The sequence below is a fragment of the Streptomyces atriruber genome (assembly GCF_001418325.1).
Lineage (GTDB): Bacteria > Actinomycetota > Actinomycetes > Streptomycetales > Streptomycetaceae > Streptomyces > Streptomyces atriruber.
In genome coordinates this window covers 1-15,083 of the sequence record NZ_LIPN01000447.1, presented here as the reverse complement: position 1 = coordinate 15,083, position 15,083 = coordinate 1, and the positions used below count along the sequence as shown (strand labels likewise).

Here is a 15,083-nt window from a genome sequence, read left to right as displayed (position 1 = left end):
AGCCGCCGCATATCCGGCACGCCGCCACCCCCGCCGCCCGCGCCCCGGAACTCCACCGCGCCGCCCCGCGCCGTGCGCAGCGTCCCGCCCGCCAGCGTCCTGAGCACCGCGGCCGTGTGGAACGCGTCGATGGCGTGGGCCTCCCTGGGCGCGCCCCGCCCACCTCGGAGGTCGACCGGCGCGAAGAACCGCCGGCCCGTCGCGGGACCGCCGACCGCCGCCACGACGAGCAGCAGCGCCGCGGAGCCGAGCTCGGCGTGGTCGACGCGTGCGTACCGGTCGGCTTTGCGTCCGTCCTCGGACATCCACGGCGCCGTGCGCAGCAGCGCGTCCAGCTCCTCGTCGCGGATCACGAACCTCAACTCCCCGTCATCTCGTACGTGTTGATGCCGCGCCGCCACACGGTGAGAGCCAGCAGCAGCGACAGGGCCGTCACCGCGGGCAGCCACCCCAGCAGTCCCGTCTCGCCGGAGAGCAGATAGACGCACGGGACGTACGACGTGAAGGCGAACGGCAGCACCCAGGTCAGCAGCGCGCGCAGCGACGAGTGGTAGATGTCGAGGGGGTAGGCCGCGAACTCCGAGACCTGGCTCGCCGCGTACATCGCGGGCAGGCTCGTCACCGTCCAGAAGGAGAGCGACGCGAAGAACAGCTTCACCGCCGTGTGGATCAGCGCTCCGCAGAGCACGAGCAGCGGGGCGAGCGCCCATTGCGCGGCCGTCAGGTGCAGGTTCAGCGACGTGCCCGCGTACGTCACCAGGACGGCGCCGACGACCAGTTCGCCGAGCGCGTCGGGATGGAAGAAGCGTTCGGACAGCAGCGAGAAGAGCGGGTTCACCGGGCGGATCAGATAGCGGTAGAACTCGCCGCGCTGCACCAGCTTGCGGCCCAGCTCCCACAGCTGGTCGGTGAAGAGGTGGTCGAGGCCGCGCGGCAGCAGCGAGAAGCCGAGCAGGAACAGCACCTCGTGGTACGACCAGCCGCCGACCGCGGGAACCTGCCGGAAGACCAGCCCCACCACCGCCGTCTGGATGCCGACCCGCACCAGGAAGGCCCCGGCGCCGAGCGCGAAGTCGAGGCGGTAGGCGGCGAGCCGGTGCAGGCCGACGCCGCCCAGGAACCAGGAGAGCCTGACGTACCACAGGGCCGTGCCGAGGCGCGTGCGCGTCATCCGCCGAGCACCTCCAGACGCCCGAGCGCGGCCCGCCACAGCACCGCGCACAGCACGGTCAGGCCGACGACCCAGCCCACCTGCTGGGCCAGCACGGCGACGGCCCCGCCCACCCCGTCGTACCGCCCCAGGAGCAGCGTGAGCGGACCGTCGACCATCCCGCTGAAGGGCAGCGCCCGCGCGACCGCGGCCAGCGGCCCCGGCATCAGCGCGATCGGCACCAGCTGACCGGCGAAGAAGGCCACGACGCTCTGCTTCACCATCCGCACGCCCCACGTGTTGGTGGTGACGAAGCCGGTCATGCCGGTCAGCAGATTCACGCAGAACGCGATCAGCACCGACAGCGCCGTCGACACCGCGAACAGCAGGGCGTCGCCCGGCCGGGGCGCGGTCAGCGGCACCAGGAGCGAGAAGAACACCAGCACCGGCACACCGACGAGGACGGCGTTGGCCGCGACCACCGGCAGGCACGCGAAGAGCCGCACCAGCGGATAGCTGACGGGGCGCACCAGCATCACCGCGACGTCCCCGCGGTAGACCTCGGCGGCCACCTCGTCGTCGACCCGGTTGGCGTGCAGGATCTGCAGCACCTGGGCCACCAGCAGATACGTGGTGATGCCCGCCGGGGTGAAGCCGCCGGGGCCCGTGCCGCCCGGGGAGTCCGCGTACACCGACCGCCACAGGAAGACGGTGACCGCGGCGCCCGCGGCGGCGGTGACGCCCGTGACGGCGAACATCGAGCGGTACCGGAGCAGCGACTGGAGGCCCCCGGTGGCGAAGGGTATGTAACGCCCCGCTCGCGCGCTCATGCGCGGGTTCACGCGGGCGTTCATGAGGGACCGCCGTCGACGCCGACGGGTGAGGGCGCGGGTGCCCGGCCGTAGATCTGCCGCAGCACCTCCTCCAGGTCCGGCTCGGGCGCGTAGCAGTCCACGAGGTCGAAGTGGTCGAGGAGGAAGGCGAGCACCTGGCGCGAGGCGAAGCGGCCCGCCGGGTAGTCGACGCGGATCCGCCCGCCGTCCTCGAATCCCGCCCGCACCCCGGGCAGGCCCCGCTCGATCAGGACCAGGGCCTCGCGCGGTGCCGGGCCGCCCCGGTGGTCGAAGACGACCGAGCGGTCCTCGGCCGTGCGCAGCAGGTCCTGGATGGAGCCCTGGTGGACGACCCGGCCCTGGTCGACGACCAGGGCGCTGTCGCAGATCGCGGCGATGTCGGCGATGTCGTGGCTGGTGAGCACGACGGTCGTGCCGAGTTCGCGGTGCGCGCGGTTGACCAGGTCGCGCACCGCCGACTTGAGGACCATGTCGAGGCCGATGGTCGGCTCGTCCCAGAAGACCACGGCAGGGTCGTGCAGCAGGCTCGCCGCGATCTCCGCGCGCATCCGCTGGCCCAGGCTCAGCTGACGCACCGGTGTGGTGCCGAGGGCGTCGATGTCGAGGAGTTCGCGGTAGAGCGCGAGGTTGCGGCGGTAGACCGGTTCGGGGATGTCGTAGACGCGGCGCAGGATGCGGAACGAGTCGGGCACCGACAGGTCCCACCACAGTTGGCTGCGCTGGCCGAAGACGACACCGATGGAGCGGGCGTTCTCCCGCCGCTTGCGGTAGGGCTCGATACCGGCGACCAGGCAGCGCCCCGACGTGGGCGTCATGATGCCGGTGAGCATCTTGATCGTGGTGGACTTGCCGGCTCCGTTGGCGCCGATGTACGCGGTCTTCGAACCGGCGGGGATCTCGAAGGACACCCCGTCCACGGCGCGCACGGTGCGGTATTCGCGGGTGAAGAGCGTGGCGAGGCTGCCGAGCAGGCCGGGTCTGCGCTCGGCGATGCGGAACTCCTTGGTGAGGTTCTCCGCGACGATCACGCCACCACCCGCCCGACGGCTCGCTCGACGGCCAGTTCCAGCAGGGCGACGCCTTCGTGGAGTTGCGCCTCGTCGAGTGTGAACGGTGGGGCGAGGCGGATGATGTGGCCGCCGAACGCCGTCCGCAGGCCCAGGTCGAGCGCCGCGGAGTGGACCGCGCGGGCGAGCTCCGGCGCGGGGGTGCGGCTCTCCCGGTCGGTGACGAACTCCAGGCCGTACAGAAGTCCCAGCCCCCGTACGTCACCGAGCTGCTCGAACCGTGCCCGGAGGGCCACGAGCCGGTCGCCGAGCAACTGGCCGAGTCTGCGGGCTCGTTCGGTCAGCCGGTCGCGTTCGATGACGGTGAGCGTCGCGTGCGCCGCGGCGATCCCCAGGGGATTGCTCGCGTACGTCGACGCGTACGAACCGGCCGTGGCGGCCTCGGCGGAGCGCAGCAGCTCCGCGCGTCCGGCGAGCACCGCGAAGGGGAAGCCGTTCGCCATGCCCTTGGAGAGGACCACCAGATCCGGTTCCACGCCGACGAGGTCACAGGCGAGGAAGGCACCGGTGCGACCGCCCCCGGTCAGCACCTCGTCGGCGACGAGCAGCACGCCGTTCGCGCGGCAGGCCTCGGCGATCCGCTCCCAGTAGCCCGGGGGCGGGACGACGACGCCCGCCGCGCCCTGCACCGGTTCGAAGACCAGTGCGGCGACGTTCGGCTTCTCGGCGATGTGCTTGCGCACGAGCGAGGCGCACCGCACCTCGCAGCTGGGGCGGGTCAACTCCAGTGGGCAGCGGTAGCAGTTGGGCGCGTAGCCGAGGACGCTGTTCCCGGCGAAGGCCTGGTGGCCGATGTCCCAGTGGACCAGCATCCGGGCGCCCATCGTCTTGCCGTGGAAGCCGTGGCGCAGTGCCCCGATCCGGTTGCGCCCGGCGGGGGCGGTCGCCTGCACCACGCGCAGGGCCGCTTCGACGGCTTCGGCTCCGGTGGAGAAGAGGGCGTAGGTGTCGAGGTGGTCGGGCAGCAGCCGCGCGAGCAGTTCGAGCAGTCCGGCCCGCTCGGGCGTGGCGGCGTCGTGTACGTTCCACAGCCGCCCCGCCTGCTCGGTGAGCGCCCCGACGACTTCCGGATGGCAGTGGCCGAGCGACTGCGTGAGCGTGCCGGCCGCGAAGTCCAGGTACTGGTTGCCGTCCAGGTCGGTGAGGTGTGCGCCCGCCCCCTCGGCGAACACGCGCTCTCCGGCGGCGGTCTCCTCCGAGGCGCCGGGCGCGAGGTGCCGGGCTTCCCGGTCGAGCCGTGCGCGCTGCCGGTGACCTGTCACTGCTGCCCCCCAGTCGATGTGCGTGGTGCCGGTGAACTGCCCGGGTCGGCACCGAAGTTGAACGGTGGGACCGGCGATGCGCACCGAGTCAAACAAAGCCGTCCCAAGATTGGCAAGAGATTGCTGAAACTTTCAGCGAGCTCTTGCGGTCGTGTGTCCGGCTCTGCTTGAGTCGAAGCGCCGCCGTCGGGAGGCCGCCGCCGCGGCACCGCCGTCGAGGCGCCGCCGCTTCAAGTCCGAGGCCCGCGAGGCCTCGTAAGCGAGGAGGGACCCGTGAGAACGCATCCCCAGGCCGCCCCACCCCGCGGGCGGCTTCCTTGAAGGCCCTGGTGCTGGCCGGCGGGACGGGCAGCAGGCTGCGCCCCTTCACCGACACGGGCGCCAAGCAACTGCTGCCCATCGCCAACAAACCCGTGCTCTTCTACGGCCTCGAAGCCATCGCCGCGGCAGGCATCAGGGAGGCCGGGATCGTCGTCGGACGGCGCGGCGGCGAGGTCCGCGGGGCCGTCGGCGACGGCAGCGCCTTCGGCCTGCGCGTCAGCTACCTCCACCAGGAGCGGCCGCTCGGCCTCGCCCACGCTGTGCTCGTCGCACGGGACTTCCTCGGCGACGACGACTTCCTGCTCTACCTCGGCGACAACTACCTCCAGGACGGGCTCACCGGCTTCGCCGAGCGGGCCGCGGCCCACCCCGGCGCCGCCCGCCTCCTGCTCACACCGGTCGCCGACCCGACGGCCTTCGGCGTCGCCGAACTCGACGGCAGCGGCGACGTGGTGCGCCTGGAGGAGAAGCCGGAGCGGCCGCGCAGCGACCTCGCCCTGATCGGCGTGTACGCCTTCGGCCGCGAGATCCACGAAGCGGTGCGGTCGATCAGCCCTTCCGTGCGCGGCGAACTGGAGATCACCGACGCCGTGCAGTGGATGCTCGACCGGGGCCTGCGGGTGCGCGCCGAGACCACCACCCGTCCCTGGCGCGACACCGGCAGCGTCGACGACCTCCTGGAGGTCAACCGCCAGGTCCTCGACGGCATCGAGGGCCGCGTCGACGGCAAGGTGGACCCCGACAGCACCGTCCTGGGCCGGGTCCGTCTCGCCGAGGGCGCCGTCGTGCGCGGCTCCCGCATCGTCGGCCCCGCGGTGATCGGCGCGGGCACCGTCATCAGCAACTCCAGCATCGGCCCGTACACCGCCATCGCCGAGGACTGCCGGATCGAGGACAGCGCCATCGCCCACTCCGTCCTGCTGCGCGGCGCCGACGTGGAGGGTGCCTCCCGCATCGAGTCCTCGCTCATCGGCCGCGGCGCCGTCGTGGCCCCCGCCCCGCGGCTGCCCCAGGCCCACCGACTCGTCATCGGCGACCACAGCAAGGTGCAATTGACCTCATGAACCACTTCGACCGACCGGGCCGCCGCGGCCGCCGCATCCTCGTCACCGGCGGCGCCGGATTCATCGGCTCCGCGTACGTCCGCTCGCTCCTCGGCCCCGCGGGGCCGCCCGGCACCGAAGTGACCGTCCTCGACAAGCTCACCTACGCGGGCAGTCCCGGCCGCCTCGACGCGGTCCGCTCCCACCCCGGATTCGCCTTCGTGCGCGGTGATGTCTGCGACGCCCGGCTGGTCGGCGAACTGGCCGCGGACCACGGCCAAGTGGTGCACTTCGCCGCCGAGTCGCACGTCGACCGCTCGATCACGGACGGCTCCGCCTTCACCCGTACCAACGTCCTCGGCACCCAGACCCTGCTGGACGCCGCGCTCCGGCACGGCGTCGCGACCTTCGTCCACGTCTCCACCGACGAGGTGTACGGCTCGATCGCGCGGGGCGCGGCCGCCGAGGAGGACCCGCTGCGGCCCAACTCCCCGTACGCGGCGTCGAAGGCCGCCGCCGACCTCATCGCCCTGGCCCAGCACCGCACCCACGGCCTGGACGTCCGCGTCACCCGCTGCTCCAACAACTTCGGCCCGCACCAGCACCCGGAGAAGCTCATCCCGCGCTTCCTGACCGCCCTCCTGAACGGGGAGAACGTCCCGGTGTACGGCGACGGGCTGCAGATACGGGACTGGCTGCACCTGGAGGACCACATCCGGGGCATCGAACTGGTCCGCGCCCGCGGGCGGGCGGGGGAGATCTACAACATCGGGGGCGGCACCTCCCTGACCAACCTGGAGCTGACCGAGCGGCTGCTCGCCCTGTGCGGCGCCGACGCCGGGCGCATCACGCACGTCGCGGACCGCAAGGGGCACGACCGCCGGTACGCCGTCGACCACACCAAGATCAGCACCGAGCTGGGCTACCGGCCGGGCACCGATTTCGACACGGCGCTCGCCGAGACGGCCCGCTGGTACCGGCACAACCGCTCGTGGTGGCAGCGCCTCGTCGCGGCGTGAGGCGCCCCGGGGGGAGTCGCCTCCGCGGACCGACTGCCTAGACCTTGCGCCCGGACCCCGTGGAGCCCCGCACCACCAGCTCCGGCATGAAGACGAATTCGCCGTGCGGCGCGGGCGTGCCGCCGATCTCCTCCAGGAGCGCGCGGACCGCCGCCTGGCCCATGGCCTGGACGGGCTGGCGGATCGTGGTCAGCGGCGGATCGGTGAACGCGATGAGCGGCGAGTCGTCGAAGCCGACCACCGAGATGTCCCGCGGCACGCTCAGGCCCAGGTCGCGGGCGGCCCGGATGGCGCCGAGCGCCATCATGTCGCTGGCGCACACGACGGCGGTGCAGCCGCGGTTGATGAGGGTGGTGGCCGCGGCCTGGCCGCCCTCCAGGGTGTAGAGGGAGTGCTGGACCAGCTCCGCCGATGCCTCGTCGTCCAGGCCGAGGCGTTCCAGCAACCCGAGCCGGAAGCCCTCGATCTTGCGCACCACGGGGACGAACCGCTTGGGGCCGACCGCGAGTCCGATGCGGGTGTGGCCGAGCGACGTCAGGTGCGTGACGGCCAGGCGCACGGCGGCCCGGTCGTCGGTGGAGACGAAGGGGGCCGCCACGTCCGGCGAGAAGCCGTTGACGAGTACATAGGGGACGCCCTGGGCGCGCAGCACCTCGTACCGCTCCATGTCGGCGGTGGTGTCGGCGTGCAGGCCCGAGACGAAGATGATGCCGCTGACACCGCGGTCCACGAGCATCTCGGTGAGCTCGTCCTCGGTGGAGCCGCCCGGCGTCTGCGTCGCGAGCACCGGGGTGTAGCCCTGACGGGTCAAGGCCTGCGCGATGACCTGGGCGAACGCGGGGAAGATCGGGTTGTCCAGCTCCGGCGTGATGAGGCCGATGAGGCCCGCGCTGCGCCGGCGCAGCCGCACCGGACGCTCGTACCCGAGCACGTCGAGGGCGGCGAGGACCGCCTCACGGGTGCCGACGGCCACTCCGGGCTTGCCGTTGAGGACGCGGCTCACGGTGGCTTCGCTGACCCCCGCGTGGGCTGCGATGTCGACAAGCCGTGCGGTCATGGCACTGGACTGTACCTGTCATCGGGATGATTGCCCACCGCCTGCGAAAGCTTGTGAAAGCTTGCGGAAAGAGCTGTCTTGCAAGAGCCTTGCAGTCGCTTCCGATGCTCCCGCGCATCGCCGTGACGCCCTGCGCCCCTGTGAGGAGCCCCGCAGCACTGTCAAGCGCGAGCCGGGCCACGGTAAGGACACGCGGAAATAACGATCGCCAGTCCTTGCAGAAATTTACCGCAAGGTCTTTCGGCAACATTCCAACGCTGTTACGTTCCTGGCAACCCGGCGCCGCCGTCCAGAGCGGCCAGCAGGAGGCACCTCTTCGTCTCCCCGTGATTCCGGGATCAGTTGAAGGAGTTCACATGCGGCGTGGCATAGCGGCCACCGGGCTGATCGCGGCCCTGGCCATGACAGCGGCAGCGTGCGGGGGCGACGACGGAGGCAGCGGCGGCAGCAAGGGCGGGAAGCTCTCCGGCACCGTCACCTTCTGGGACACCTCGAACGACGCCGAGAAGGGCGCGTACGAAAAGATCGCCAAGGGCTTCGAGGACCTGCACCCGGGCGTCAAGGTCAACTATGTGAACGTCCCGTTCGGCGAGGCCAACGCCAAGTTCAAGAACGCCGCGGGCGGCAACTCCGGCGCCCCTGACGTGATGCGCACCGAGGTCGCCTGGACCCAGGACTTCGCCTCGCTCGGCTACCTCGCCCCGCTCGACGACACCGTCGCGCTCGACAAGGCGGACGACTACCTCCCGCAGGCCGCCGCGAGCACCAGGTTCAAGGGCAAGACGTACGCCGCGCCGCAGACCATCGACACCCTGGCGCTCTTCTACAACAAGAAGATGCTCAAGGCCGCCGGGGTCGAGGTGCCGAAGTCCTTCGACGAGGTGAAGTCCGCCGCGAAGAAGATCAGGTCCAAGTCCGGCAAGACCGGCCTCTACCTGCGCGGCGACGACCCGTACTACTACCTCCCGTACCTCTACGGAGAGGGCGGCGACCTCCTGGACACCAAGGCCAAGAAGGTCACCGTCGACGAGCCCGAGGGCGCCGAGGCCTTCTCGGTGATGAAGGACCTGGTCGACTCCAAGGCCGCGGTCACCGATGCGAGCGACGGCTACAACAACCAGCTCAACGCCTTCAAGGACGGCGACGTCGCGATGGCGCTCGACGGGCCGTGGTCCATCGAGGGCGCCCTGAAGGGCAAGGAGTTCAAGGCCGACAAGGGCAACCTCGGTGTCGCCCCGGCCCCGGCGGGCAGCGCGCGCCAGGGCGCCCCGCAGGGCGGCTGGAACCTCGCCGCGTACGCCGGATCCGGCAACCTCGACGCGTCCTACGAGTTCATCAAGTACATGAGCTCCGCCAAGGTGCAGCAGCAGACCACCGAGCAGCTCAGCCTGCTGCCGACCCGCACCTCCGTCTACGACGTGAAGTCCGTCAAGGACAACCAGATGGTGCAGTTCTTCAAGCCCGCCGTGGCCAAGTCCGTGCAGCGTCCGTGGATCCCCGAGGCCAACGCGCTCTTCGAGCCGATCCGCCTGCAGCTGGAGAAGGTGCTCAGCGGCAAGTCCTCGCCCGAGAAGGGCGCTCAGGGCATCGGCGACGCCTACCGCAAGCTCCTCAAGGACTACAAGTAACAAGGAGGGCCGACCGGCTCATGGCTGTCGAGACCGGCCAGGCAAGAACCCAGGGCGGCTGCGCAGGGCGTTCGCCACTCATTGGTACGCGTGGGCCATGGTCGCCCCCGTGGTGATCGTCATCGGCGTGATCGTCGGCTATCCGCTGGTGCGCGGCATGTACCTGTCGACGACCAACGCCAACGAGGCGAACGTCGAGCGGCACATCGGCGTCAACGACATCCCCGCCACGTACGAGTCCGTCGGCCTCGACAACTACCGGTCGATCCTGTCCGACGGCGTCTTCTGGGACCGCCTCACCTGGACCGTGGTGTGGACCGTCTCCTGTGTCGCGCTGTCCTTCGTCCTCGGTCTCGCGCTCGCCACGATGCTCAACCGCAAGCTGGCGGGGCGCACCTTCTACCGGATGGCGCTGATCCTGCCGTGGGCGGTGCCGGCCTTCGTCTCCGTCTTCACCTGGCGCCTGCTCTTCAACGAGAAGAAGGGCCTCCTCAACAAGATCCTCGCGGGCGGGGGCATCGACGCGATCCCGTGGCTCAACGACCCGACGTGGGCGAAGCTCTCGGTGATCACCGTCAACGTCTGGCTCGGGGTGCCGTTCATGCTGGTCGCCATGCTCGGTGGCCTGCAGTCCATCCCGGGCGAGCTGTACGAGGCGGCCGAGATGGACGGGGCGGGCGCCTGGCAGCGCTTCCGCCACATCACCCTGCCGGGGCTGCGCTCCGTGGCCAGCACGGTGATCCTGATCAGCGGCATCTGGACCTTCAACATGTTCCCGGTGATCTTCCTGCTCACCAGGGGCGGCCCCGGAGACGCCACCGAGATTTTGGTGACGTACGCCTATCGGCTCTCCTTCGTCGTCAGCCCACGCGACTTCGCGGGCTCCGCGGCCTGGGGCGTCCTCATCCTGGCCCTCCTGTCGATCATCGCGGTGGCCTACCGCCGCGCGCTCCGCAAGCAAGGAGAGGTGTGGTGACCACCGTGGAAGCGAAGGAGACGACCCCGGCGAAGAAGCGGAAGCCCAGGGGACGCGACGAGCGCGGCCCGCTGGCCTCGGTCGCCCTGCACCTGACCCTGCTGCTCGCCAGCGCCATCGCGGTCCTGCCGCCCCTGTGGCTCCTGGTCACGTCGTTCAAGCCGGAGAGCGAGGCCTTCTCCACCGATCTGGTGAAGGACTTCACCTTCGGCAACTACGACCACGTCCTGAACGACACCGAGTTCCCGAACTGGCTCCTCAACTCCCTCATCGTGGTGGGCCTGACCACGGTGATCGGCGTCTTCATCGCGGCGACGACCGGGTACGCGGTGAGCCGCTTCAAGTTCCCCGGCATGCGGCCGCTGATGTGGCTGCTCCTGATCACCCAGATGTTCCCGGTCGCGGTGCTCATCGTGCCGCTGTACAACCTCCTGGCCGGTCTCGGCCTGCTCAACCAGCCCGTCGGCCTCGTCGTCACCTATCTGACGATCGCCGTGCCGTTCTGCGCCTGGATGATGAAGGGGTACTTCGACACCATCCCGGTCGAGATCGACGAGGCCGGTCGGGTGGACGGACTCAATCCGTTCGGCACCTTCTGGCGGCTCATCGTGCCGCTCGCCAAGCCGGGCCTGGCCGTCACCGGGTTCTACAGCTTCATCACCGGCTGGGCCGAGGTGGCCTACGCGTCCGCCTTCATGACCGGCGAGGAGAACCTCACGCTCGCCGGCGGCCTGCAGACCTTCGTCAACCAGTACACCAGCGACTGGGGCTCCCTGACGGCGTCCGCGGTGATCGTGGCGGTGCCCGCCGCGGTGATCTTCGGCTTCGCCCAGCGCCACCTGGTCTCCGGCCTGACGGCGGGCGCGACGAAGTCCTGAGGCGACCCGCCGCACCCGCCACCCGCACGGTGCGACCGCCACGTCGGCGGCGCCGGACCGACACCGTCCGGCGCCGCCCCCACCACACTCGATCCCCAGGGAAGACATGACCCAGCATCTCGCTGCCCCTGCCGCCCCCACCACCGAGACGCGCACGGACTGGTGGCGCGACGCGGTGATCTACCAGGTGTATCCGCGCAGCTTCGCCGACGGCAACGGCGACGGCATGGGCGACCTGGAGGGCATCCGCAGCCGGCTGCCGTACCTCAGGGACCTCGGCGTCGACGCCGTCTGGCTCAGCCCCTTCTACGCGTCGCCGCAGGCGGACGCCGGATACGACGTCGCCGACTACCGTGCCATCGACCCCGTGTTCGGCAACCTCCTGGACGCCGACGCGGTCATCCGCGAAGCCCACGAGCTCGGCCTGCGCATCATCGTGGACCTGGTGCCCAACCACTCCTCCGACCGGCACGACTGGTTCCGCCGCGCCCTGAGCGAGGGCCCGGGCTCACCGCTCCGGGAGCGCTACCACTTCCGCCCCGGCAAGGGCGCGAACGGCGAACTCCCGCCCAACGACTGGGAGTCCATCTTCGGCGGCCCCGCCTGGACCCGGCTGCCCGACGGCGAGTGGTACCTGCACCTCTTCGCGCCCGAGCAGCCCGACTTCAACTGGGAACACCCCGCCGTGCAGGACGAGTTCCGCTCGATCCTGCGCTTCTGGCTCGACATGGGCGTCGACGGCTTCCGCGTCGACGTCGCCCACGGCCTGGTGAAGGAGGCGGGACTTCCCGACATCGGCCGCCACGACCAGCTCAAGCTCCTCGGCAACGACACCATGCCGTTCTTCGACCAGGACGGCGTGCACGAGATCTACCGCAGCTGGCGCCGGGTCCTGGAGGAGTACGAGGGCGAGCGCATCCTCGTCGCCGAGGCGTGGACGCCCACCGTCGAGCGCTCCGCCCACTACGTGCGGCCCGACGAGATGCACCAGGCCTTCAACTTCCAGTACCTGGGCACCTCGTGGGACTCCGCCGAGCTGCGCGAGGTCATCGACGCGTCGCTGGCCGCGATGCGTCCCGTGGGTGCCCCCGCCACCTGGGTGCTCTCCAACCACGACGTCACCCGGCACGCCACGCGCCTCGCCAACCCGCCGGGCCTCGGCACCCAGCTGCGCACCGCGGGCGACCGCGAGCTCGGCCTGCGCCGCGCCCGCGCGGCGACCCTGCTGATGCTGGCGCTGCCCGGCTCCGCGTACCTGTACCAGGGCGAGGAACTCGGCCTGCCCGACGTCACCGATCTGCCCGACGAGGTGCGGCAGGACCCGTCGTTCATCCGCGCCGAAGGGCAGGACGGCTTCCGGGACGGCTGCCGGGTGCCCATCCCGTGGACCACCGAAGGATCCTCGTACGGCTTCGGGGCGGGCGGCAGCTGGCTGCCGCAGCCCGCGAGCTGGGGCGGCCTCAGCGTGCAGGCCCAGACGGGCGACCCCGGCTCGACCCTGGAGCTGTACCGCAGCGCGCTCGCCGTGCGCCGCGCGGAGCCGGGACTCGGCGCGGGCGGGACCGTCGAGTGGCTGGACGCGCCCGAAGGCGTGCTCGCCTTCGCCCGCGAGGGCATCGTGTGCACCGTGAACACCACCGCCGGGACGGTGCGGCTCCCGGCTCCCGGCCGGATCCTGCTCGGCAGCGCGGAGGCGGAGGTCACGGACGGAGTCGTGCACCTGCCCGCCGACACCACCGTCTGGTGGGCGGTGTGACGCTGCCCTCCACGCCGCGGGACGCCCAGCGGGGCGCCCCGCGGCTCCTGGACATCGCGGCCCAGGCCGGCGTCAGCGAGGCCACCGCGAGCCGGGTGCTCAACGGCAAGACGGGCGTCGCGGCGGGCACGCGCCACCGCGTCCTCGCCGCTCTCGACATCCTCGGCTACGAGCGCCCCACCCGCCTCAAGCGGCGCAGCGCCGGTCTGGTCGGACTGGTCATCCCCGAGCTCACCAACCCCATATTCCCGGCCTTCGCGCAGGTCATCGAGCAGGTCCTCGCCGGGCACGGCTACACCCCGATGCTCTGCACCCAGATGCCGGGTGGCGCCACCGAGGACGAGCTGGTCGAGCAGCTGGAGGACCGCGGGGTCAGCGGCATCATCTTCCTTTCGGGGCTGCACGCCGACCTGACGGCCGACACCGGGCGCTACCGCGAACTGGCCCGCCGCAACGTGCCGTTCGTCCTCGTCAACGGCTTCAACGAGGACATCCCGGGCTCCTTCGTCTCGCCCGACGACCGCTCGGCGGTGCGCATGGCGGTGCGCCACCTCGTCGACCTCGGGCACGAGCGGATCGGGCTGGCCATCGGCCCGACGCGGTACGTCCCCTCCCTCCGCAAGGCGGAGGGGTTCACCGCCGCGCTGCACAGCATGCTCGGCCTGGACCGGGGGGAGGCCGAACGGCTCGTGCAGCGGACCCTGTTCACCGTCGAGGGCGGGCAGGCAGCGGCCGGTGCCCTGCTCGACCTGGGGTGCACGGCGATGGTCTGCGGCAGCGACCTGATGGCGCTGGGGGCGGTCAGGACGGTGCGGGAGCGCGGTCTCGCGGTGCCCGACGACATCTCCGTGGTCGGCTTCGACGACTCCCAGCTCATCGCCTTCACCGATCCGCCGCTGACCACGGTGCGCCAGCCGGTGCAGGCGATGGCGACCGCCGCGGTCGGTGCCCTCCTCGAGGAAATCGACGGAAACCCCGTGCAGCGCACGGAGTTCGTGTTTCAGCCGGAGCTGGTCGTGCGCGGATCCACCGGGGTGTGTCCAGAGGGTTGACCCCGTGCGGGGGGCGCCATACGGTCCAACCCGCAACAACTTGTGCTGACTTGCTGCAAGCACTTGCTGAAGGTTCCCCCAACGCACAGGAGGTAACCCCATGACCGGCCGGACCACGAAGAGCCGCAGACCCTTCGCGACCGCGCTCGCCCTGATGGCGGGTGTCGCGGGCAGCGTCGTCGCGGGGGCGCCCGGAGCGCAGGCCGCCCCGCCCGGCGGCAAGGACGTCACCGCCGTCCTCTTCGAGTGGAACTTCGCCTCGGTCGCCAAGGCCTGTACGGACCGGCTCGGCCCGGACGGTTACGGATACGTGCAGGTGTCGCCGCCGCAGGAGCGCATCCAGGGCGACGCCTGGTGGGCCGCGTACCAGCCGGTCAGCTACCGGATCGGCAGCCGGCTCGGCGACCGCGCCGCCTTCAAGAACATGGTCGACACCTGCCACTCCGCCGGGGTGAAGGTCGTCACGGACGCCGTGATCAACCACATGACCAACGCCTCCGGCACCGGCTCGGCGGGGTCCGTCTTCACGAAGTACGACTACCCGGGCACGTACTCGTCCGCCGACATGGACGACTGCAAGTCCGCCATCAGCAACTACCAGGACCGCTGGAACGTCCAGCACTGCGAGCTGGGCGGCCTCGCCGACCTCGACACCGGCGAGGACTACGTCCGCGGCCGCATCGCCACGTACCTCAACGACCTCCTCTCGCTCGGAGTGGACGGCTTCCGCATCGACGCGGCCAAGCACATCCCCGTGGACGACCTCAAGAACATCAAGTCGCGGCTGAGCAGCCCGGGCGTCTACTGGAAGCAGGAGACGCTGTACGGGGCCGGGGAGGCCGTCTCCCCGAGCGAGTACATCGCCACCGGCGACCCCCAGGAGTTCCGCTACGGCTGGGACCTGAAGCGGGTCTTCAACAACGAGAAGCTCGCCTACCTCAAGAACTTCGGCGAGGGCTGGGGCTATATGCCGGGCGGCACGACCTCGGTGTTCGTCGCCAACCACGACACCGAGCGCCA

The 15,083-nt window shown here is 70.9% G+C and carries 14 protein-coding genes; 8 read left to right on the top strand and 6 right to left on the bottom strand.

Annotated elements, in window-relative coordinates:
- The 5 genes from AOK03_RS35450 to AOK03_RS35430 all read right to left on the bottom strand — a co-directional run.
- Positions 1 to 353 (bottom strand): hypothetical protein (locus tag AOK03_RS35450; RefSeq protein ID WP_157869165.1); only part of this gene is annotated, 353 nt, incomplete at its 3' end.
- A 5-nt stretch (positions 354 to 358) separates the two neighbouring features.
- Complete coding sequence (locus AOK03_RS35445; RefSeq protein ID WP_055569500.1) at positions 359 to 1,171, bottom strand: ABC transporter permease; 813 nt, start codon at positions 1,169 to 1,171, stop codon at positions 359 to 361.
- A complete protein-coding gene (locus AOK03_RS35440) occupies positions 1,168 to 1,980 on the bottom strand; it encodes an ABC transporter permease (protein WP_055569502.1) in 813 nt (270 codons plus the stop codon). Before AOK03_RS35440 ends, AOK03_RS35445 begins: the two co-directional genes overlap by 4 nt.
- Positions 1,981 to 2,000: 20 nt before the next feature.
- Positions 2,001 to 3,032 (bottom strand): ABC transporter ATP-binding protein, encoded by a 1,032-nt coding sequence (locus AOK03_RS35435; RefSeq protein WP_055569499.1) that lies wholly within the window; start codon positions 3,030 to 3,032, stop codon positions 2,001 to 2,003.
- Complete coding sequence (locus AOK03_RS35430) at positions 3,029 to 4,333, bottom strand: aspartate aminotransferase family protein (RefSeq protein ID WP_055569498.1); 1,305 nt, start codon at positions 4,331 to 4,333, stop codon at positions 3,029 to 3,031. Before AOK03_RS35430 ends, AOK03_RS35435 begins: the two co-directional genes overlap by 4 nt.
- A 317-nt stretch (positions 4,334 to 4,650) precedes the next feature.
- Here AOK03_RS35430 and AOK03_RS35425 point away from each other — a divergent pair, with 317 nt between their 5' ends.
- Both AOK03_RS35425 and rfbB read left to right on the top strand, forming a co-directional pair.
- Positions 4,651 to 5,718, top strand: coding sequence for a glucose-1-phosphate thymidylyltransferase (locus AOK03_RS35425; protein ID WP_055569497.1), 1,068 nt, complete (start codon positions 4,651 to 4,653; stop codon positions 5,716 to 5,718).
- Positions 5,715 to 6,716 carry a dTDP-glucose 4,6-dehydratase gene (gene rfbB, locus AOK03_RS35420; RefSeq protein ID WP_055569496.1) on the top strand — a complete coding sequence of 334 codons (1,002 nt, stop codon included), beginning with the start codon at positions 5,715 to 5,717 and terminating at the stop codon, positions 6,714 to 6,716. Before AOK03_RS35425 ends, rfbB begins: the two co-directional genes overlap by 4 nt.
- A gap of 37 nt (positions 6,717 to 6,753) precedes the next feature.
- Here rfbB and AOK03_RS35415 read toward each other — a convergent pair whose 3' ends face one another.
- Complete coding sequence (locus AOK03_RS35415; protein WP_055569495.1) at positions 6,754 to 7,773, bottom strand: LacI family DNA-binding transcriptional regulator; 1,020 nt, start codon at positions 7,771 to 7,773, stop codon at positions 6,754 to 6,756.
- Positions 7,774 to 8,129: 356 nt separating this feature from the next.
- Between AOK03_RS35415 and AOK03_RS35410 the strand changes: the two genes are divergently transcribed.
- From AOK03_RS35410 to AOK03_RS35385, 6 genes are all read left to right on the top strand, one after another.
- Positions 8,130 to 9,401, top strand: coding sequence for an extracellular solute-binding protein (locus AOK03_RS35410; RefSeq protein ID WP_055569494.1), 1,272 nt, complete (start codon positions 8,130 to 8,132; stop codon positions 9,399 to 9,401).
- A 97-nt stretch (positions 9,402 to 9,498) separates the two neighbouring features.
- Positions 9,499 to 10,377, top strand: coding sequence for a carbohydrate ABC transporter permease (locus tag AOK03_RS35405; RefSeq protein ID WP_055569493.1), 879 nt, complete (start codon positions 9,499 to 9,501; stop codon positions 10,375 to 10,377).
- On the top strand, positions 10,371 to 11,255 hold the full coding sequence (locus tag AOK03_RS35400; RefSeq protein WP_107098195.1) for a sugar ABC transporter permease: 885 nt from the start codon (positions 10,371 to 10,373) through the stop codon (positions 11,253 to 11,255). The genes AOK03_RS35405 and AOK03_RS35400 overlap by 7 nt, the downstream gene beginning before the upstream one ends.
- A gap of 106 nt (positions 11,256 to 11,361) precedes the next feature.
- A complete protein-coding gene (locus AOK03_RS35395; RefSeq protein ID WP_055569491.1) occupies positions 11,362 to 13,011 on the top strand; it encodes a glycoside hydrolase family 13 protein in 1,650 nt (549 codons plus the stop codon).
- Entirely contained in the window at positions 12,999 to 14,063 is a 1,065-nt protein-coding gene (locus AOK03_RS35390) for a LacI family DNA-binding transcriptional regulator (RefSeq protein ID WP_208609658.1), read from the top strand. Before AOK03_RS35395 ends, AOK03_RS35390 begins: the two co-directional genes overlap by 13 nt.
- 100 nt (positions 14,064 to 14,163) lie before the next feature.
- Positions 14,164 to 15,083 (top strand): alpha-amylase family glycosyl hydrolase (locus AOK03_RS35385; RefSeq protein ID WP_244177872.1); only part of this gene is annotated, 920 nt, incomplete at its 3' end.

Excerpts from the sequence above, each read along its gene's own strand:
- AOK03_RS35445 (WP_055569500.1), bottom strand. The coding sequence starts at position 1,171 with ATGACGCGCACGCGCCTCGGCACGGCCCTGTGGTACGTCAGGCTCTCC.
- AOK03_RS35440 (WP_055569502.1), bottom strand. The coding sequence starts at position 1,980 with ATGAGCGCGCGAGCGGGGCGTTACATACCCTTCGCCACCGGGGGCCTC.
- rfbB (WP_055569496.1), top strand. The coding sequence starts at position 5,715 with ATGAACCACTTCGACCGACCGGGCCGCCGCGGCCGCCGCATCCTCGTC.
- AOK03_RS35415 (WP_055569495.1), bottom strand. The coding sequence starts at position 7,773 with ATGACCGCACGGCTTGTCGACATCGCAGCCCACGCGGGGGTCAGCGAA.
- AOK03_RS35410 (WP_055569494.1), top strand. The coding sequence starts at position 8,130 with ATGCGGCGTGGCATAGCGGCCACCGGGCTGATCGCGGCCCTGGCCATG.
- AOK03_RS35405 (WP_055569493.1), top strand. The coding sequence starts at position 9,499 with ATGGTCGCCCCCGTGGTGATCGTCATCGGCGTGATCGTCGGCTATCCG.
- AOK03_RS35395 (WP_055569491.1), top strand. The coding sequence starts at position 11,362 with ATGACCCAGCATCTCGCTGCCCCTGCCGCCCCCACCACCGAGACGCGC.